This window comes from Mesorhizobium sp. U510 (assembly GCF_059180695.1).
Genome location: NZ_CP180532.1, coordinates 6,347,680 through 6,366,228, shown reverse-complemented (window position 1 = coordinate 6,366,228; position 18,549 = coordinate 6,347,680). Strand labels below are relative to the sequence as shown.

At 64.2% G+C, this 18,549-nt stretch carries 19 protein-coding genes and 1 pseudogene; 11 read left to right on the top strand and 9 right to left on the bottom strand.

What is annotated here, in order from left to right:
* The first annotated feature begins 669 nt into the window (after positions 1-669).
* A complete protein-coding gene (locus ACLGL5_RS32905) occupies positions 670-1,608 on the top strand; it encodes a diacylglycerol/lipid kinase family protein (RefSeq protein WP_069092964.1) in 939 nt (312 codons plus the stop codon).
* Positions 1,609-1,701: 93 nt separating this feature from the next.
* On the opposite strand, the gene ACLGL5_RS32900 is transcribed toward ACLGL5_RS32905, so the two are convergent.
* From ACLGL5_RS32900 to ACLGL5_RS32890, 3 genes are read right to left on the bottom strand one after another with little or no spacing between them, the layout of a single operon-like run.
* Positions 1,702-2,613: an NAD(P)-dependent oxidoreductase gene (locus ACLGL5_RS32900; RefSeq protein WP_069092963.1), complete on the bottom strand. Its 912-nt coding sequence runs from the start codon at positions 2,611-2,613 to the stop codon at positions 1,702-1,704.
* A complete protein-coding gene (locus ACLGL5_RS32895) occupies positions 2,610-3,824 on the bottom strand; it encodes a mandelate racemase/muconate lactonizing enzyme family protein (protein ID WP_069092962.1) in 1,215 nt (404 codons plus the stop codon). Before ACLGL5_RS32895 ends, ACLGL5_RS32900 begins: the two co-directional genes overlap by 4 nt.
* Positions 3,821-5,437 (bottom strand): GMC family oxidoreductase, encoded by a 1,617-nt coding sequence (locus ACLGL5_RS32890; protein ID WP_069092961.1) that lies wholly within the window; start codon positions 5,435-5,437, stop codon positions 3,821-3,823. The genes ACLGL5_RS32895 and ACLGL5_RS32890 overlap by 4 nt, the downstream gene beginning before the upstream one ends.
* Positions 5,438-5,652: 215 nt before the next feature.
* Between ACLGL5_RS32890 and ACLGL5_RS32885 the strand changes: the two genes are divergently transcribed.
* The 3 genes from ACLGL5_RS32885 (at position 5,653) to ACLGL5_RS32875 (ending at position 7,387) form a co-directional block, all read left to right on the top strand.
* Positions 5,653-6,594, top strand: coding sequence for a phosphoribosylaminoimidazolesuccinocarboxamide synthase (locus ACLGL5_RS32885; protein WP_069092960.1), 942 nt, complete (start codon positions 5,653-5,655; stop codon positions 6,592-6,594).
* A 105-nt stretch (positions 6,595-6,699) separates the two neighbouring features.
* The gene (locus ACLGL5_RS32880; RefSeq protein ID WP_010911043.1) at positions 6,700-7,095 is read left to right on the top strand and encodes an acyl-CoA thioesterase; all 396 of its coding nucleotides are present in this window, start codon (positions 6,700-6,702) and stop codon (positions 7,093-7,095) included.
* Positions 7,096-7,222: 127 nt separating this feature from the next.
* Positions 7,223-7,387 carry a hypothetical protein gene (locus tag ACLGL5_RS32875; protein ID WP_019860580.1) on the top strand — a complete coding sequence of 55 codons (165 nt, stop codon included), beginning with the start codon at positions 7,223-7,225 and terminating at the stop codon, positions 7,385-7,387.
* A 208-nt stretch (positions 7,388-7,595) separates the two neighbouring features.
* Here ACLGL5_RS32875 and ACLGL5_RS32870 read toward each other — a convergent pair whose 3' ends face one another.
* The gene (locus ACLGL5_RS32870; protein ID WP_027047286.1) at positions 7,596-7,964 is read right to left on the bottom strand and encodes a winged helix-turn-helix transcriptional regulator; all 369 of its coding nucleotides are present in this window, start codon (positions 7,962-7,964) and stop codon (positions 7,596-7,598) included.
* Between the two features lie 92 nt (positions 7,965-8,056).
* Between ACLGL5_RS32870 and ACLGL5_RS32865 the strand changes: the two genes are divergently transcribed.
* From ACLGL5_RS32865 to ACLGL5_RS32855, 3 genes and pseudogenes are all read left to right on the top strand, one after another.
* On the top strand, positions 8,057-8,662 hold the full coding sequence (locus ACLGL5_RS32865; protein ID WP_019860578.1) for an NADPH-dependent FMN reductase: 606 nt from the start codon (positions 8,057-8,059) through the stop codon (positions 8,660-8,662).
* 505 nt (positions 8,663-9,167) lie between these two features.
* A complete protein-coding gene (locus tag ACLGL5_RS32860; protein WP_019860577.1) occupies positions 9,168-10,322 on the top strand; it encodes a sulfite oxidase in 1,155 nt (384 codons plus the stop codon).
* Positions 10,319-10,522, top strand: a pseudogene (locus ACLGL5_RS32855) (FMN reductase); the annotation flags it as partial. The gene ACLGL5_RS32860 and the pseudogene ACLGL5_RS32855, both read left to right, overlap by 4 nt.
* On the opposite strand, the gene ACLGL5_RS32850 reads toward ACLGL5_RS32855, so the two are convergent.
* Together ACLGL5_RS32850 and ACLGL5_RS32845 are read right to left on the bottom strand one after the other, a co-directional pair.
* Positions 10,523-11,332, bottom strand: a complete 810-nt coding sequence (locus tag ACLGL5_RS32850) for an MBL fold metallo-hydrolase (protein WP_069092959.1) — start codon at positions 11,330-11,332, stop codon at positions 10,523-10,525.
* 70 nt (positions 11,333-11,402) lie between these two features.
* Positions 11,403-11,810 carry a winged helix-turn-helix transcriptional regulator gene (locus ACLGL5_RS32845; RefSeq protein WP_019860574.1) on the bottom strand — a complete coding sequence of 136 codons (408 nt, stop codon included), beginning with the start codon at positions 11,808-11,810 and terminating at the stop codon, positions 11,403-11,405.
* 97 nt (positions 11,811-11,907) lie between these two features.
* On the opposite strand from ACLGL5_RS32845, the gene ACLGL5_RS32840 reads away from it, so the two are divergent.
* The 4 genes from ACLGL5_RS32840 to ACLGL5_RS32825 all read left to right on the top strand — a co-directional run bounded on the left by ACLGL5_RS32840 (position 11,908) and on the right by ACLGL5_RS32825 (position 16,345).
* Positions 11,908-12,888, top strand: coding sequence for a quinone oxidoreductase family protein (locus ACLGL5_RS32840; protein WP_069092958.1), 981 nt, complete (start codon positions 11,908-11,910; stop codon positions 12,886-12,888).
* 244 nt (positions 12,889-13,132) lie between these two features.
* The gene (locus ACLGL5_RS32835; RefSeq protein ID WP_027047284.1) at positions 13,133-13,681 is read left to right on the top strand and encodes a winged helix-turn-helix transcriptional regulator; all 549 of its coding nucleotides are present in this window, start codon (positions 13,133-13,135) and stop codon (positions 13,679-13,681) included.
* Positions 13,678-14,781 carry an HlyD family secretion protein gene (locus ACLGL5_RS32830; protein WP_019860571.1) on the top strand — a complete coding sequence of 368 codons (1,104 nt, stop codon included), beginning with the start codon at positions 13,678-13,680 and terminating at the stop codon, positions 14,779-14,781. Before ACLGL5_RS32835 ends, ACLGL5_RS32830 begins: the two co-directional genes overlap by 4 nt.
* A gap of 7 nt (positions 14,782-14,788) precedes the next feature.
* Complete coding sequence (locus ACLGL5_RS32825) at positions 14,789-16,345, top strand: DHA2 family efflux MFS transporter permease subunit (RefSeq protein ID WP_019860569.1); 1,557 nt, start codon at positions 14,789-14,791, stop codon at positions 16,343-16,345.
* Positions 16,346-16,388: 43 nt separating this feature from the next.
* Here ACLGL5_RS32825 and ACLGL5_RS32820 read toward each other — a convergent pair whose 3' ends face one another.
* The 3 genes from ACLGL5_RS32820 to ACLGL5_RS32810 form a co-directional block, all read right to left on the bottom strand.
* A complete protein-coding gene (locus tag ACLGL5_RS32820; protein WP_038649002.1) occupies positions 16,389-17,630 on the bottom strand; it encodes an RNA polymerase sigma factor in 1,242 nt (413 codons plus the stop codon).
* Positions 17,627-18,031: a YciI family protein gene (locus tag ACLGL5_RS32815; protein ID WP_038649000.1), complete on the bottom strand. Its 405-nt coding sequence runs from the start codon at positions 18,029-18,031 to the stop codon at positions 17,627-17,629. The genes ACLGL5_RS32820 and ACLGL5_RS32815 overlap by 4 nt, the downstream gene beginning before the upstream one ends.
* Before the next feature lie 150 nt (positions 18,032-18,181).
* A complete protein-coding gene (locus ACLGL5_RS32810) occupies positions 18,182-18,547 on the bottom strand; it encodes a DUF1048 domain-containing protein (protein ID WP_019860565.1) in 366 nt (121 codons plus the stop codon).
* Between the last annotated feature and the right edge of the window lie 2 nt (positions 18,548-18,549).

The following is an 18,549-nucleotide window of genomic DNA, read 5'->3' as shown; positions in this document are numbered from 1 at the left end:
GCGCGGTGAAGCGGCGCCCGCAAGATCGCCAGCAAAGGAGATCAAGGGCCAAAACGACAGTCGGCGCCGGGATTTCTCCCAGCGCCTCCCTGTCAGATCAGGACACGGTCGCGGCAGCAACTTCCGTAAAGTCGTCGCGCCATGCCGGCCTTGATTTTGACGGTCCTGCCAGCCACCACCCCAAGGCAGTGTCCGTTCCAGACCACGCTGGTCTTGGCCCTTGCGGGCTTTGCCCTGCGTGCCATCGAAGGTTTTTGCCGTCCTTCATGGCAGCATCGGTCCGCCGTCGGCGTTGGCACGCTTTCCGCGGCCCCGTAGGTCTCGGCTACCGTCCCTCGAAACAGGCAAGCCTGCTCTCGCTCCGGGCCGTACGGGCCTCAGGAAATCCGCCTTTCACTTTCGCCTTTCGGCTTGGCGATCGGTGGCCGCCTGAGATGGGTTTAACGTACGCCGGGTAAGGGCCCTGGGGAATGGCCATGGGCCTGTGGATAGCGGGATTATCGGGGACCGTTTGGCGAGGGCCCGGGACCTTCGGTGCCTGCTGCCTTAAACAGCCGTCCCCTCTTTTCGGCGCTCGGATCGACAGCGCCCCTTGCTCCGCCGCCGGGCGCGGGCTTCAATGCCGGCAAACGATCGGACATGGATGTCCGGCGCCGGGGAGGGTGCGTATTGAAAGTCGGGGTGGTTCTCAATCCGATAGCCGGTGGCGGCCGGCTGAAGCGGCATTGGCCTGAGGTTGCCGCCTCGCTGAAAAAGCACTTCGGCGATTTCGAGCTGCGCGAGACACAGGCCGAGGGCGATGCCGAACGGTTGGCCATCGACCTCGCGGCAAACGGCTTCGACCTGGTGATCGCCGCCGGTGGCGACGGCACCGCCAGCGAAGTGGCCGACGGGCTGCTGCAGGCATTCGAGGAGAGCGGCAGGACGACCGAGCTTGGCCTGCTGCCATGCGGCACAGGCATCGATTTCGCACGCGGTCTTGGCCTGCCGAAAGCGGTGGACGCGACCTTGAAGCGGATCGCCGGGGCAGAGGGCCGCAAGGTCGATGCCGGGCGCATCTGCTACATCGACGACCATGGCGCACTGGCCAGCCGCCACTTCATCAACATCGCAAGCCTTGGCCTGTCGGGCGCCACTGACCGCGCCGTCAATGCCGACAAGCGCAAGGGCAAGATGTCGGCCAAGGCGCTGTTCCTGTGGCGCACCGTGGTCGAGTTCATCCGCTACCGCTTCCAGCATGTGCGGATCACCGTCGACGACGGCGCGCCGGTCGAGGCGCGCATGGCGCTGGTGGCGGTGGCGAACGGCAAGTTCTTCGGCGGCGGCATGATGATCGCGCCGGATGCCGAGCTCACCGACGGAGAGTTCGACATCGTCATCCTGCGCGCGGCTGGCAAGCTGAAGCTGATCTGGGATATCCGCCTGCTCTATGGCGGCCGGCACCGCAACCATCCGGCGATCACGATCCTGCGCGGCAAGAAAGTGGTTGTCGAACCGCTCGACGATGTGGAAAAGAACGGCGCGCTGGTCGACATAGACGGTGAGTCGCCCGGACGCATACCGGCGACCTTCGAGATCCTGCCTGGCGCGCTGACGCTCAGATATTGAATCAAGGCGTTGCCAGATTGATTCAAGTCTCTTCGAAACTGAATCCGGCTATCGATTCAAGCAGATGAAATTGCTTGGTTTTCCGGTCTCCGGTCAGATTTCCAGTCTGGCTGGAAAACCAGGCGCGCGCAGGTCGGTGCCGACGGCATCTTCGAGCAATTTGACGATCCGGGTCGACCAGGCGCTGCCGCCATAGGCCGCCTTGCCCTGTTCGAAAATCGCATTGACGCGGGATGCCAGCTCCAGCGGCACGCCGAAATCCTTGCCCATGCCCAACGCAAAACCGAGGTCCTTCAGCGCCAGGTCCATGGTGAAGCCGATGTCATAGGAGCCGTTGAGGACGAGCTGGCTTTCGGTCTCGTGGACGAAGCTGTTGCCGGAGGAGGCAACGATGGCGTGGTAGGATTGGGCGAGGTCGAGCCCGCCCTGCTTGGCCAGCATCAGCGCTTCGCCGGCGGCGACGAGGTGTATGAAAGCCAGCATGTTGGTGATCACCTTGATCACCGCGGCCGAGCCGATCGGCCCCATCAGGAAGGAACGTGCGCACATTGCTTCGATGGCCGCGCGATGGCGTTCGTAAAGGGCTGCATCGCCGCCGACCAGGGCGGTGATTTTGCCGGCCGCCGCCAGATGCACGCCGCCGGTGACCGGGCACTCCAGCGTCTCGACACCCGAGGCGAGGGCGGCAAGCCGCACGATCTCGTCGCGGCCATTGGTCGACATCTCGATCCAGGTGCCGCCCTTGGGCAAGCCCTCGAGCAAGCCGCCGGGTCCGGCAAGCACCGCTTCGCTGACCTTGGGCGAGGGCAGGCAAGTGATGGCGTTGCCGGCCCGCGCCGCCGCGTCGGCAGCGCTGTCGGCTGCGGTGGCGCCGAGCGCCACGAGGCGCTCGACGGCAGCCGAGTCGCGGTCGAAGACAGTGACCGCAAAGCCGTTGCGGATCAGGCTGGCGGCAAGGTTGCCGCCGAGATGGCCGAGGCCGATGAAGGCGTAGCTCTCGCTCACGGCATCAACGGGGTCTGCATCATCTGCAGATGCAGACCCTTGCCGGTGTAGGGATGCGCATCGCAAACCGCTTCGTTGAGCTCGACGCCCAGCCCCGGTTCCTTCGAGGGGATGACGTTGCCGTCCTGCCACTCGATCTTCTTCTTCAGGAGCGTGGCGTGGAAGCCGTCCCACTGCTTCAGCGATTCCAGGATGAGGAAGTTGGGCAACGTCACCGCCAGCTGGATGTTGGCCGCACCGACGATCGGCCCGCAATAGCAGTGTGGCGCGACCTGAATGTGATAGGCCTCGGCCATCGCCGCGATCTTCTTGGTTTCGAGAATGCCGCCGGAGCGGCCGAGATCCGGCTGCAATATGGTCGCGGCGCGGTTTTCGATGACGCGGGCGAATTCGAACTTGGTCGTCAGCCGCTCGCCGGTGGCGATCGGGATCGAGGTCGCGCGGGCGACCTGCGCCATCACTTCGGGCATGTCGGGCGGCACCGGCTCCTCGAACCACAAGGGATCGTAGGGCTCGATGGCGCGGGCCATGCGCAGCGCGCCCGACGCGGTGAACTGGCCGTGCGTGCCGAAGAGGATGTCGGCACGGTTGCCCACCGCCTCGCGGATCGCCTTGACCATGCGGGTGGAGACGTCGATGTCGATGAGGCGCGGCTGATGGCCGTCGAAGGCGGTGTAGGGACCGGCCGGGTCGAGCTTGACGGCATTGAAACCCTGCTCGACATATTCGAGCGCGCAGGCCGCCGCCATTTCGGGGTCGTTGTAGACATTCCTGCCGTCCGGCGCGTCCTCGGAATGGACACTGCCGGTGTGCGGGTAGAGGTAGGTGTAGGAGCGCAGCGTCTCATGCACCTGACCGCCGAGCAGTTTGTAGACCGGCTTGTTGGCCTCCTTGCCGATAATGTCCCAGCAGGCCATTTCGAGCGCCGAAAAACAGCCCATGCCGGAAACATCGGGGCGCTGGGTGAAGCCGGAGGAATAGGCGCGGCGGAAGAAGTTCTCGATGTCGTGCGGATCGCGGCCGACGAGATAGCGCTCGGCCATGTCCTCGACCATTTTCGCCGTGACATGGGCCGAGAAGGTGGCGTTGTAGGCTTCGCCATAACCGACCACGCCGCCATCGGTGGTCAGCTTGACGAAGATGAAATACTTGCCGCCGATGCCGGGCGGCGGGTTGCCGACAACCCAGGTCTTGACGTCGGTGATCTTCATTTTTGGTCCTCCAGAACCAGTTCGGCGCCCTTCCACCCGGTCATGACCGAGGCGGCGTTGGTGTTGCCGGTGATGTTGTCGGGAAAGATCGAGGCGTCGATGACGCGCAAGCCTTCAAGCCCGTGCACTTTCAGGCGCGGATCGACGACGGCGCGCGTGAGATCGGGCCCCATGCGGCAGGTCGAGACCGGGTGATAGACGGTGCCGGAGCGCTTCCTGAAATCCGTGATCAGGTCGGCGTCGGACTGGATCGACGGGCCGGGCAGGACTTCTTCCCTGATGATTTCGGCCATGGCCGGCATCGAGGCGATCTTGCGCACGAACTTCACCGCCGCCAGCATCTCCTCGACATCGGCATTGGTCGAATAGGCATTGGCGGTGATTTTTGGATAGTCCAGTGGATTGCTGGAGCGGATCATGATCTCGCCGCGGCTCGACGGGCGGCAATTGGACAGGCCGATGGAGAAGCCCGGCCAGGGATCCGGCGTCAGGATCGGCCGCTCGCCGCTCTTCGGGATGACGGTCGAGAAGGCCTGGAAATAGAGCTGCATGTTGGGGCGCGAGAACGCCGGGTCGGTGCGGAAGAAACCGCCGCCATGGTTCATCGACAGCGATAGCGGCCCCGAGCGCGTCAGTATGTACTGCATGCCGACCAGCAGCTTGCCCCACCAGGGACGCAGGATCTGGTTGAGCGTCGGCACCTTGCCCTTGAAGGTGTAGTTGATGCCGACATGGTCCTGCAGATTGGCGCCGACATTCTCGTTGGCGTGGACGACAGCGATGCCCAGCCCTTTCAGAAGCGCCGAGGGGCCGACGCCCGACAATTGCAGCAGCTGCGGCGAGTTGATCGAGCCGGCGGAGAGGATCACCTCGCGGCCGGCCCGCGCCGTCTTCGTCTGACCGTTCTGGAGATATTCGATGCCGACGGCGCGTTTGCCTTCGAACAGAATGCGGCTGGCCAGCGCGCTGGTCTCGACGCGGACATTGCCGCGCTTCATCGCCGGGCGCAGGAAGGCGCGCGCCGCCGACATGCGGCGGCCATTCTTGGTCGAGATCTGGTAGGTGCCGACGCCTTCCTGGGCAGCGCCGTTGAAATCGGGGTTGAGCGGCAGGCCGGCCTGCTGGCCGGCGGCGAGATAACGCTTTGTCAGCGGGTGGACGGCGTTGGCCGTGTCGCTGATGTGCAAGGGGCCACCGGTGCCGCGCCATTTGTCGGCGCCGGCCTCATTGTCCTCGAGCGCCTTGAAGATCGGCAACAGCTCGTCATAGCCCCAGCCGGGATTGCCGGCGGCGCGCCAATCGTCGAAATCCTCGCGCGCACCCCGGATCCAGACCATGGCGTTGATCGAGCTCGAGCCGCCGAGCAGCTTGCCGCGCGGCCAGTGGTCGACATTGCCGCCGAGACCGGGGTCGGCTTCCGTCTTGTAGTTCCAGTTGACCGCCGGATCGAAGAACGTCTTGCCGTAGCCGAGCGGCATCTGCACGTAGAAGCGCTGGTCCGTGCCGCCGGCCTCCAGCACCAGAACTGAGAAGCGGCCCGAGGCCGACAGTCTGTCGGCGAGCACGGAGCCGGCCGAGCCGGAGCCGACGATGATGAAGTCAAAAGTCTGCATGATTGAAACGGGCGGCTCCGGAAATCTGGCCGCAGCCTAGACGCGAGGGGTTCGCCGCGTCGCCGGGCCTTCCGGCATGCGTTGTGAAAAATGCGACTGGAATGCGAGGTCGAGTTGCGGGGAATATCGACAATCGCGCTTGATAAGCATGGGGTCGACAGCCTATGCGAGGGCATTCGATTGCTCTGGCCACTCTGCGGAAGGCAGGAAATCATATGCGGACCCTGTCGGATGCGTTCATTCCCGAACTGCCGGGTTACTACAAGGGCAAGGTCCGGGAAAATTACGATCTGGCCGACGGGCGGCGCATCATCATCGCCACCGACCGTCTCAGCGCCTTCGACATCATCCTGACCTCGATCCCGTTCAAGGGCGAGATCCTCACCCAGACGGCGCGCTACTGGTTCGAGGAAACCGCTGATATCTGTCCGAACCATGTGCTCGAATATCCCGACCCGAATGTCGTTGTCGGCACGAGGCTCGACATCCTGCCGGTCGAAATCGTCGTGCGCGGCTATCTGGCGGGGACCACCAGCACCTCGATCCTGACCCGTTATCGTCGCGGCGAGCGGGAGATGTATGGAATGCGCCTGCCTGACGGCCTGCGCGACAATGAGAAGCTGGCCGAGCCTGTCATCACGCCGACGAGCAAGGCGGCGGATGGCGGCCATGACGAGCCGCTGTCCAGGGCGGAGATCCTCGAACAGGGACTGCTCACGCAGGCGCAATGGGACACCGTCTCGGATTACGCCTTGAAGCTGTTCGCGCGCGGCCAGGCGCGTGCCGCCGAGCGCGGCCTGATCCTTGCCGACACCAAATACGAATTCGGCACAGACAGAAGCGGCACCATCATCCTGGCCGATGAAATCCATACGCCCGACAGCAGCCGGTACTGGATCGCGGCGAGCTATGAACAGGCACTGGCCAGCGGCACGCGGCCGGACAGTTTCGACAAGGATTTCATCCGCTCCTGGGTGGCGGCGCGCTGCGATCCTTACAAGGACCCGATCCCCAGGATTCCAGACGAGATCGTCGAACAGGCCTCGCGCATCTATGCCCAAGCCTACGAGGCGATCACGGGCAAGGCATTCGTTCCCGACCTTTCCGGGGACACGGTTCTCGATCGCATCCGTTCGAACCTGGTGCGCTACTTCTAGCAGCCAGGCGAAGCTTTGCCCGGCGCGCGTTGACGCGTCCGCGCCATGACGCTACGGGATCGAGGGCAGTCGATCTCAAGCCTTCGACCTCGGGGGATTTCTCGCATGGTGCACTACGCGGACGGACGGCCGATCGGAGACCTCACATTGCGCACCCTGGCCATGCCTTCGGACGCCAACGCCGCCGGCGACATCTTCGGCGGCTGGGTGATGGCGCAGATGGACCTTGCCTGCGGCATCCGCGCCGCCGAACGCGCCAGGGGCCGCGTGGTGACGGCGGCGGTCAAGGAGATGTCCTTCGCCAAGCCGATGAAGATCGGCGACACGCTGTGCATCTACACCCATGTCGAACGCGTCGGCCGCACCTCGATGACGCTCAAGGTCGAAGCCTGGGCGCAGCGCTATCTCTCCGATTTGATGGAAAAAGTCACCCACGCCGATTTCGTCATGGTGGCTTTGGACGGCGAGGGCAAGCCGAAGGCCGTTCCGGCCGAGGGTTGACGAGCCCATTCTCGCGTCCCGTTTTTCCAGCGCAGGGCAATTGTAACATCGCCCGTTCCAGCGATGCGCTCCGCGACATTCAATGGTTGCTTTCACGCCCGATCGTGCCGGCGTTGGGGGAGAGACAATGCGTCAACACATACTGAACAGCTGGCTCGTGGCAGCCCTTGTCGCTTTGGTCTGCCTGCTCGGCGTAACCGCCTATGCCGAAGTCAAAAACGACCTTCGGCCCATCGCATGCCCGCAAGGCGACAAGGGTGACCGGAAGCCGGCCGCGACATGTGTGCCCTGAGCACGGCGCCCTGCGATGGCCTGGCGCCGAGAAGCTGAAGGAGTTGCTTTTGGTCCGCGATTGTCGTCCTCAAAATAGCGTGTGTGCTGGTCTGCCACCGGCGCCCTAGGACAAAGTTGCGAGCCCGCGTCAAGAGGACCACGACTTCCCTGCCGTCCAGGCAATTCCGCTCAACGCAAAACTCTGGATTCCTTGCCGTGCAAGGGTTTCAGCCATGCATGACGTCGAATTTTTCGCGTGCCTCGCGCACACGCTGCGTGTTCCTGCGTGCCCATTCGCCAAGCGCGCTGACCGGGATCAACAGTTCGTGACCGAGCTCGGTCAGTTCGTAGTCGACGCGCGGCGGAATGGTCGGAAACACGGTGCGGGTGACGAAGCCGTCGCGTTCCAGGCCGCGCAAGGTGGTGGTCAGCATCTTCTGAGAGATGCCGCCGACAGCGGCACGCAGCTCGTTGAAACGCAGTGGTCCGTGGCCAAGCTTGCCGACCACGAGCACGGTCCATTTGTCGCCGACGCGCTGCAGGATTTCCGAAATCGCGCGACAGTCTTCGGTGTTGTGCGGGTGCCTCAGTAACAAAACGGTGCCTCCTTGCGTCGGCAGTTGACAGTATCTCATATAGCGCCGGTATCTAAATGATACCAGCTTATTACCGGAATGGAGAGCCCCCCATGTCAAAGCCGAAAATCGCCATCATCGTCGGTTCGACGCGCGCCGCGCGCTTCGCCGATGTGCCCACGCAATGGATCGCCAAGATCGCCAAGTCGCATGCCGACATCGATGTCGAGGTCGTCGACCTCAGAGATTTCCCGCTGCCCTTCTTCGACGAAGTCGCCTCTTCCGCATGGGTACCGTCGACCAACGAAGTGGCGCAGCGCTGGCAGAAGAAGGTCGCCGAATATGACGGCTTCATCTTCACCGCCGCCGAATACAATCACGGCCCGACGGCCGTGCTGAAGAACGCCATCGACTACGCCGCCAACGAGTGGAACAAGAAGCCGGCCGGCTTCGTCGGCTATGGCAGCGTCGGCGGCGCCCGCGCCGTCGAGCAGCTCCGCCTCCATGCCGTCGAACTGCAGATGGCGCCGGTCAAGTCGGCCGTCCATATCGCCTGGGGCGACTTCCTCGCCGTGCGCCAGGGCGAGAAGAAGCTCGAAGACCTCGACCACCTGAACCAGGCCGCCACCGCGCTGGTCAACGACGTCGCCTGGTGGGCCAAGGCGCTGAAGAAGGCGCGCGATGCCGACGTGGTCGACGAGGAAATCAAGGCGGCCTGATCGCCGGTCGAATTGTCCTCCCAAGGGATATGGGGCGGCGCTTGCGCCGCCCTTTTCAATTGTGAAACGCTTGTTGCCGGTTGCCGGTTGCCGGTAGCCGCTAGCAATCCGATTGCCACACGCCCGACACCAGCCCGAACGCCTATGGGCAAGGCCAAGGGCGGGCGGTGAGAGGCCTTAGTGCCCCCTAGCTAGACCGGCACCGTCAGAGCGAACACATCGCGCCAGAAGCGGGTCCCGAGCCGCAACGAGCGTAAATCGGCCGCAAGGTCATCATATCCCGTCCAAGTTGTGGACACATCCTTTTTCAGGGCGCACTCTTCAAGCACGAAACCCAAGCAAGAGTTTCGCCCAATGCCTCACATGCTTGAGACGCGTCGCTGATTGCATGACCCATCCGGATATTTCCGGGTGGAAGTCGTTTCTTTGTGCGCCTGTCCGAGATCAGGCTACGGCCCAAATAGCACGCTGCAGCCCGTTCCGGATCAACTGGGAGGGAAACAGCATGCCTCATCTTCAACGCAGAGAACTTATCCAGGGAAGCGTGGCCGTTGCCGCAATCGCGGCTCTCCATGCCTCGCGGGCTTACGCTTTTCCGACACGGCCCGGCGAGGAAGTCGTCAAATGGCTCGATCAACTGCCGCCGAATCCGGTTCCGCAGGTCATCAAGAATCAGCTCGTCTGGGAGGATCTCGATGCCTGGGTAACGCCCAACGACAAATTCTTTTCGATCGCGCACTTCAACCGGCCGGTCATCGAGGAAAGCACGTGGAAGCTGGAAATCGGCGGGCTGGTCAAAAAGCCGATGGCCCTGACGCTTGCCGACATCAAGTCCCGGCCGCGCGAGGAAGTCACCTTCACGATCGAATGTTCGGGCAATACCGGCCTGCCGTTTTTCAACGGCGGAATCGGCAATGCCCGCTGGGCGGGTACGCCGCTCGCTCCGATCCTGAAGGAGGCCGGGGTTCACGACAGCGGCATCGAGGTTGTCTTCTGGGGCGCCGACGAAGGTGAGATCAAACGCGCCGACGAGGTCACGTTCAAGCAGAATTTCGCGCGCAGCATGTCGCTCGCCGAAGCAATGGATCCAAAAAACATCCTTTGCTACGAGATGAACGGCGCTCCTTTGCCGCCCGACAACGGCTTCCCGCTGCGGCTGATAGCGCCGGGCTGGTACGGGATCGCGAACGCGAAATGGCTCAAGCGCATCGACGTGCGCGACCAGCGCTTCGAGAGCCGGTTCATGGGACGCGACTACGTCACGGTCCGCGAGGAAGACCATAATGGCGAGACCGTGTGGGCGGAAACCTCCGTCGGACGGGCAAGGCTCAAATCGGCACCGGCCAGGGTTACCCATATCGGCAACGACTACCGAATCGTCGGAGCCGCCTGGGGCGCGCCAGTCGACCGGGTCGAGGTGAAGATCGACGATGGGCCGTGGATGCCGGCGACCATCGACGACGCCGACAAGGCGGAGTTCGCCTGGAAGATGTGGTCTCTCGATTGGCCCAAACCTTCCGCCGGGGAGCACACTGTCACCTCACGCGCGATCGATACGAGCGGCAACATCCAGCCGGCGATGAGTGATCCGTGGATCGCCAAGAAACACACCTACTGGGAGAGCAACGGACAGGTGACGCGCCGCATTCAGATCGGTTGACGGTTGCGCCGGGCAAGTCCGCCGTCCATATCCTGGCGCGACTTCCTGGCCGTCCATCAGGGCGAGAAGAAGCTCGAAGACCTTGAGCACCTAAACCAGGCGGCCACGGCGTTGGTCAATGATTTCGCCTGGTGGGCAAGGCGCTGAAGAAGGCGCGCAATGCCAAGGGATACGGGGCGGCGTTTGCGCCGCCCTTCTAGTTATAGCGGCTCAAATCGAAAGCTGCCGCCCGACCGGACGACGCGGCCAATGCCGGGCGAGTCCAAATGCGCGCCGGCAACGAGGTAATGATCGTCCGCCGCAAGGGCCAGCAGCCGCAACCGGCTCTCGCGCGCCTGGTCCTGATCCGTATCGAATTCCCACGTCACCTCGGGCCGATCGAACTGCAGCGATGGGACGTGAACGGTATCGCCCCAGATCAAAATGCTCTCGCCGCCGCTCGAAGCGCGAAAGCAGCTGTGACCCACTTCATGGCCGTGAGCGCCGATAATGTCGACATGGGTCCCGAGACGGTCTCCGGCCTCGAACGGTTCCGCCATGTCGTGAAACCGCTCGAGCCGCGCTTCGGTGCGGAAGAGGTCGAGTTCCTGCCTGGGAACGAGCAGGCGCACCAGGCGCGGAAAAGCGTCCCGGCCGTCGGCAAGCACAAGACCCTGGATGTGGTCGAGATGCGTATGGGTGAAGCAGACGGTACGGACTTTTTCGACATCGATGCCGGCTTCGTCCAGCACCTGGGGAAGCCGGCCCATGGTCGGGTGCCAGGCATTCGCAGCGCCGGTATCGATCAGTGTTATCTCATGTCCATCGTCAATCGCGAAGGCGTTGACGGAAAGCCTGAGTTGGCCGCCAACCAACGCGACTTGTTCGGGCAACTCATCGCCAAACGGCTTGTCGCCGCGTTGCCGAAGCCGCCCGACCGGCATGTCGACGTAGCCATCGCGCAAGGCGGTGATGCGCAGGTCACCAAGAGTGTAGGTCCGATAAAGTTCGCCCGAAGCTATGCGGTGCATTTGCCGATCCGTTTCTGCAGACAATCTGTGACGGGCAGCCGGCGTCGGCAACCCGGCAAGTCAATTCGATCTAGGCCATAAGCGCGTGCTGCGCCTGCCGCGGCCGGATGATGCAGTCGGCGAGACGATGCTTCTCGTCCAGCGCATCAGCATGGTGCTGGCCCCATTGGCAGAGCGCCAGCAGGATCGGCTCGAGGCTGAGGCCGAGGCTGGTCGCCGAATATTCGACGCGGGCGGGCACTTCGGCGAAGATCTCGCGGCTGACGAGGCCATGCTCCTCCATTTCGCGCAGCTGCTGGATCAGCACTTTCTGGGTGATGCCAGGCATCATCGCCTTCAGCGCCGACAGCCGCCTTGGACCATCGAAGAGATGGTAGAGGATGACCGCCTTCCAACGCCCGGCGATCACCTTCAGCGCGCGCTCCGCCGGCAGCATCGGCAGTCGCTTGATCGGCATCTTGCTGGCTGGGCCGGCCATGGTCACCTCCTGGTCAGCAGGGGAGAAATGAGTGTGTAGTCGCGGCCTCGCAGATAGTGGCAAACCACCGCCGATGCCAGTGCGATCGGAGTTTGCCATGAAAGCCGTTCAATTCAGCCGCTTCGGCGGCCCCGAGGTGCTGGAGGTCGTCGAGCTGCCGGCGCCGGTGCCGCAGGCCGGCGAGGTGCTGGTCCGCGTTCACGCCGCCGGCATCAACTTCTTCGAGGTGCTGATGCGCGCGGACCGCTACGCGGTGACGCCGCAACTGCCGATGTTTCCCGGCGTGGAAGTGGCTGGTATCGTCGAGGCCGTCGGCGAAGGCGTGGATGCTGCGCTTCTGGGGAGACGTGTCGCGGCGCCGCTGTTTGCCTCGCAGCGCCCTTATGGCGGCTATGCCGAGCAGGTCACGATATCAGCCGATCTGACCGTGCCGCTGCCGGATGACGTCTCTTTCGAGGAAGCGACAGCGCTGATGGTGCAGGGGCTGACGGCACTGCATTTGCCGCGCCAGAGCCCGCCTGAGGGCAGGACGGTGCTGGTGCCTGCCGCTGCCGGTGGCGTCGGATCGCTGCTTGTCCAGCTTGCTAAGGCAAAGGGCGCGGCCAAGGTGATCGCGGCCGCCGGCGGCGCGGGCAAGATCGAGCTTGCTCTGTCGCTCGGCGCCGATGCCGCCGTCGATTACATCGGATCGGACTGGCCCGCGCGCGTCCGCGCGCTGACAGGCGGGGAGGGTGCAGACATCATCTACGACACGGTTGGCGGCGCGCTGACGGCTTTGTCACTGCAGGCTTTGGCGCCCGGCGGCGAACTGGTGTTCGCTGCACTCGGCCGCTATGGGCTCGAACCTTCTGATCTGGAAGCCATGATCGGCCGTAACCAGTCGCTGAGGGGTTTCGCGCTGCTGCCGCTGCTGTCGCCGCAGGTGTTGCGGGCGAGCCTGTCGGAACTGTTCCAGCTGGCGGCGAGCGACCGGTTGCGGGTCGCGATCGGTGGCCGGTTCTCGCTCGGCCATGCCGGCGAGGCGCACCGGCTGCTGGATGAGCGACGCTCGACCGGCAAGGTCGTGCTGGTGCCCTGACGGTATTATTCCCTGGAGAGGCCATCGAGCAGCCAAGCGGGAGAGGACTTTATCAACTCACCCCGACGGCACGTCGCGCTGCGTTCTCCAGCGCCGCAGCCATGATTTGGCGGCGGCGCCACTACCCCTTGGGCCTATCTCATTTCCCCGATCTGCACTCGTTCCCCCGATCACGCCCGAGTGACTTGCATAATGCAACTAACTTGGCTATGTGTCACTTTCATTTTGAAAGAGACTTCCGGCCATGGTTGCAAAAACAAGCTTCGAAACTCGCCCGTGCCCCATAGCGCGTAGTCTCGACGATGTGGGCGAATGGTGGAGCATCCTGTTGCTCAGGGACGCGTTCCAGGGGCTGACGCGCTTCGACCAATTTCAGAAGAGCCTGGAGATCGCGCCCAACATTCTCACGCGCCGGCTGAACAGCCTGGTCGAGCGCGGCCTGTTCGAAAAGCGCGCCTACTGCGAGCGGCCGCTGCGCCATGAATATGTGCTAACCGCCAAGGCGCGCGATTTCCGACCGGTGCTGCTTTCGCTGCTCGCCTGGGGCAACAAGCATCTGGCGCCCGAAGGCCCGAGCCTTGTGGTGGTGGACAGGGCGGACGGGCGCTGGGCCGAGCCCGTGCTGGTCGACCGCCAGACCGGTCGAGAACTCGACGGCGAGGGCTTCACCATGGCGACAGCCCCCCGGGCCACCGACCGCATGCGGCAGCGCTATCGCTTCAGCACGGAGGGTTCGGGCCTGCCGCTCATCGACAATGTCGATCAAAGCCGTGAAGAGGCGCGGGGCAAATGAACAAGGTTCTCTCCGCCGCCGAGCTGCAGCCGGCGCAGCCATCCGCCGTCCAGATCCCCGCGCCCGCCAAAAGCCGCCGCAAGCCGTTCGTCATGCTGGGCGCCGCGATCGCCATCGGCGTCGCCGGCTGGTATGGCTTTCAGTGGTGGCAGGCCGGCCGGTTCCTGATGTCGACCGACGATGCCTATGTGGGCGGCAATGTCACGCCGCTGGCGCCACGTGTTGCCGGGCATATCGATCAGATCCTGGTCGAGGACAACCAGCATGTCGACGCCGGCCAACTCATCATCCGCATCGACGACCGGCCGTTCAAGGCGGCGGTGGAGCGTGCGCGGGCTTCCGTCCAGCAGCAGCAATCGGCGCTCGACAATCTTCGCGCCCAGATCTCGCTGCAGAATTCGCTGATCGAGCAGGCGCAGGCCGATCTCGAAGCCAAGAGTGCCGCCGCGACGTTCACCGCACAGGACGCCAAGCGCTATGAGGTGCTGGCCAGCACCAGGGCCGGCTCGCAGCAGGACGCCCAGAGAAGCCTTGCCGCCGATGGTCAGGCCAAGGCTTCCGTTTCCGCCTCGCGTGCCGGGCTTGCCGCCGCCAGGCAACAGCTCGACGTGCTCAACACGCAGATATCGGAAGCGACCGCCGCCGTTCTGGCCGCAAAGGCGGATCTCGACACGGCTGAACTCGATCTCGGCTTCACGCAGATCCGCGCTCCCATCGACGGTATCATCGGTAACAGGCTGGCGCAGGTCGGCACCTATGTCTCGCCGGGCAGCTATCTGCTGACGATCGTCCCGCAGAGCGGGTTGTGGGTCGATGCCAATTTCAAGGAAGATCAGTTGCGGCGCATGGCGGATGGACAGGCGGCGACGGTCTATACCGACATCGCGCCCGACCAGCCGCTCAAGGGCCATGTCAGCAGCCTGGGGCCGGCGACGGGCGCGATCTTCAGCGTGATCCCGGCGCAGAACGCGACCGGCAATTTCACCAAGATCGTCCAGCGTGTTCCCGTCCGCATCACCATCGACCCGGACCAGGCGCACAAGGTCGCGCTGCGGCCGGGCCTCTCCACCGTCGTGACGGTCGATACCGGCGCGCACTGAGGGCATCATGTCGGAGCGCCCGCAATCCTTCTTCGCCAGCATCCTGCCGTTCATGGTGATGTGCGTGGGGATGTTCATCGCGCTGCTCGACATCCAGATCGTCGCGTCGTCGCTGCAGGACATTGGCGGCGGCCTGTCGGCGGCGCAGGACCAGATCGGCTGGGTGCAGACCTCCTATCTGGTGGCGGAGATCATCGTCATCCCGCTGTCGGGCTGGTTGACACGGGTGTTCTCGACACGCTGGCTGTTCACCATCTCGGCGGCCGGCTTCACGCTGGCAAGCATGCTGTGCGGCTTCGCCTGGAGCATCGAAAGCATGATCGTGTTCCGCGCGCTGCAGGGGCTGCTCGGCGCGTCGATGATCCCAACCGTGTTCACCTCGTCGTTTCACTATTTCCAGGGGCCGAGGCGGGTCTATGCGGCCGCGGTGGTCGGCAGCATCGCCTCGATCGCGCCGACGCTCGGGCCCGTCATCGGCGGCTGGATCACCGATACGCTCAACTGGCACTGGCTGTTCTATGTCAACGTCATTCCGGGCACCATCATCACCATCCTGGTTGCGGCTCTGGTCAAGATCGACAAGGCCGATCCGTCGCTGCTGAAGGGCGCGGACTATATCGGCATCGTGCTGATGGCGGTCAGCCTGGGCACGGCGGAATACGTCCTGGAGGAGGGCTCGCGCTGGAACTGGTTCGACGACGCGACCATCCGCAATGGCGCTATCGTCGCCGGCATCACCATGGTTCTGTTCGTCATCCGCAGCCTGACCTATTCGCAGCCGGTGGTCGATTTCCGCGCCTTCGGCAACCGCAATTTCGCCATCGGCTGTTTCCTGTCCTTCGTCACCGGCATCGGCATCTTCGCCACGATCTATCTGACACCGCTGTTCCTTGGCTATGTCAGGGGCTACGACGCCTTGCAGACCGGGCTCGCCGTGTTCTCCACCGGCGTCGCCTCGATGATCGGCGTTCCCGTCTACATCTTTCTCGCCAAGCGCTTCGATACGCGCTGGCTGATGATGTTCGGTCTGGCCTCCTTCGGCGCGTCGATGTGGAGTTTCAGTGCCATCACCAGCCAGTGGGGCGCGGCCGAACTGCTGATCCCGCAGCTGTTCCGTGGCTTCCCGCAGGTCTTCGCGGTGGCGCCGAGCGTCAATCTCGGCCTCGGCAGCCTGCCGCCCGAGCGGCTGAAATACGCCAGCGGCCTGTTCAACACGATGCGCAATCTCGGCGGCGCGGTCGGCATCGCCATTTGCGGCGCGATCCTGAACGACCGCACCAACTTCCATTTCCTGACGATCGCCTCGCATCTGACGCCGCAGAACGAGGCCGCAATGCGGCTCGTCGACAACGTCGCGCTGCGCTATGGCCAACTGCCCGGCGCTGTCGCCGATGGCCATACCGCCTCGCTGAAGCAGCTGTGGGCGCTCGCCTATCGCGAGGCATCGACCATGGCCTATGCCGATGCATTCCTGGTGATCATGGCCGCCTTCGTCATCGCGACCGCGCTGGTGCCGTTCCTGCGTAACGTCACGCCGAAGGCACCGCCGCCGGACGCCCATTGAGGTGGACCACCGCACCGGCTTGCGGTGGATGCAGGCCTATGAGCTAGTCGCCCGCGCGGGCGCGCAGCAGCGCGCGCTCCCTGTCATTGCCGGTCAATTCTGCAGCCTGGCGGAACGCGGCACGGGCTTCCGCCTGATGTCCGAGTTTCTCCAGAAGATCGCCGCGCACCGTGGGCAGAAGATGCGAGTCCTTCAGGCGCGGCTCGTCCTTCAGCGCCTCGACGATGGCGAGGCCCTGCGCAGGCCCGAACGCCATGCCAACGGCCACCGCCCGGTTGATTTCGACGATGGGCGAGGGGGCCGCCAAGGCAAGGGCCTGATAATAGGCTGATATTGCAATCCAGTCGGTGTCGGCTGGTGTCGCGGCGCGGGCATGGCAGGCGGCGATCATCGCCTGCAAGAGATAAGGGCCTGGTGTCGATGTCAGGGTCATGGCGCGGTTCAGGCCGTCGAGGCCGCGCCGGATAAGCGACCAGTTCCAGCGCGTGCGGTCCTGGTCGAGCAGCAGGATCGGCTCACCCGCCCGGCCGGTGCGGGCAGGGAAACGCGAGGCGTTGAGTTCCATCAGCGACACCACCCCCTGCACCTCGGGCTCATCAGGCATCAGCGCCGCCAGGGAACGACCAAGGCGCAGCGCCTCGCCACAGAGATCGGCACGCAGCCAGTCCGGTCCAGCGGTCGCCACATAGCCTTCGTTGAAGATGAGATAGACCACCTCCAGGACCGCGGCGAGGCGTTCGCGCCGCTCTTGCCCGCGCGGCGTCTCGAACGCGATGGCGGCATCGCGAAGTGCCCGCTTGGCGCGCACGATGCGCTGGGCGGCGGTGGCTTCGGGCACCAGGAAGGCGCGGGCGATCTCAAGCGTCGACAGCCCGCCCAACAGGCGCAGGGCGAGGGCTGCGCGCTGCTCGGCCGGCAGTACGGGATGGCAAGCGGTGAAGATCAGCCGCAAAAGGTCATCGTCGATATCCTCGTCGAGCGCCGCCTCGATGTCGGGCATCTCGCGCTCCAGCTCGGCGAGGTCGATGGCGAGTTCGCGGTGCTTGCCGTCGATCATGGTGGTGCGGCGCAGCCGGTCGAGCGCCCGGTTCCTGGCGACCTCAGTCAGCCAGGCCGCCGGGTTGCGCGGGATGCCGTCCCGGGGCCAGCGCTCCAGCGCCAGCAGGAAGGCATCGCCGGCGACCTCCTCGGCCAGCCCGATATCCCTGAGATAGCGGGCAAGCCTGGCGGTGAGCTTCGGCTGCTCGATGCGCCAAACCGCTTCGATGGCACTATTGGCCGTCAACCCTTCAGCTCGCTGAAGCCTTCCACCACCTTCTGGACGTCCTCGGGGAAATCGCTCATCTCAAAGACGCGTCGAACCTCGATCACCTCATTTTCCCCTGCGGGGCAGCGGCGGGCCCATTCGATGGCTTCCTCACGTGAGCGCACGTCGATGACCCAATAGCCCCCCAGCACTTCCTTGACCTCAGCGAACGGCCCGTCGGTGACGACGGGCTTGCCGCCCTTGAAGCTGACCCGCGCGCCCGATGACGGCGGATGCAGCCCATCGAGCGCCAGCAACACGCCGGCCTTCTTGAGCTCCTCATTGTATTTCATCATCCCCTCCACCCCCTTGGCGTCGGGCCTGACGTCCGGCGCCGCCTCTGCGTAGCCGCCGGGGATCATCAGCATCATGAACCGCATGGTCTCTCTCCTTGGTTGGGTTGGTTCGATGATACGACGAACGAAGGGCGGCGGAATCGACAGGGGTGCGAAGAAAAGTTCGAATCCCTAATCGTCGGTCGAAGACGCTCCGGGGCTTCGGCTCCCCGGCCTCTCGTTGGCGGATGTCCGTCACGGCGCATTGTCGGCGATGCGGTCAATGGCGTCGATCAGCCGTTTCCGCTCCTTGTTGATCCACTGGCCCTCCGCGTAGTTCTGGAGAAACGTTTCGACAAACTCGACGGGGTTGTCGCCGACGATCGCGCGGATCGGGGTTCCGTGCGCCGCGCTCTGCTCGAAGAGGTCGGCGAGATCCTCCAGCATCGACACCATGGTGTCCCCGTCCGTGATCGCCCCGAAATACATGAGGTACCGGTCCAGCGCCTCGATCGCCGCGCGATAGTTCGCCGGAAGCTTTTCCGTGCGCGCCTTGTACTGCCGGTAGCGCTTCTTCTGCTCGATCGACCCTGTGATCTTCTCGATCCATCCTGTGACCATGT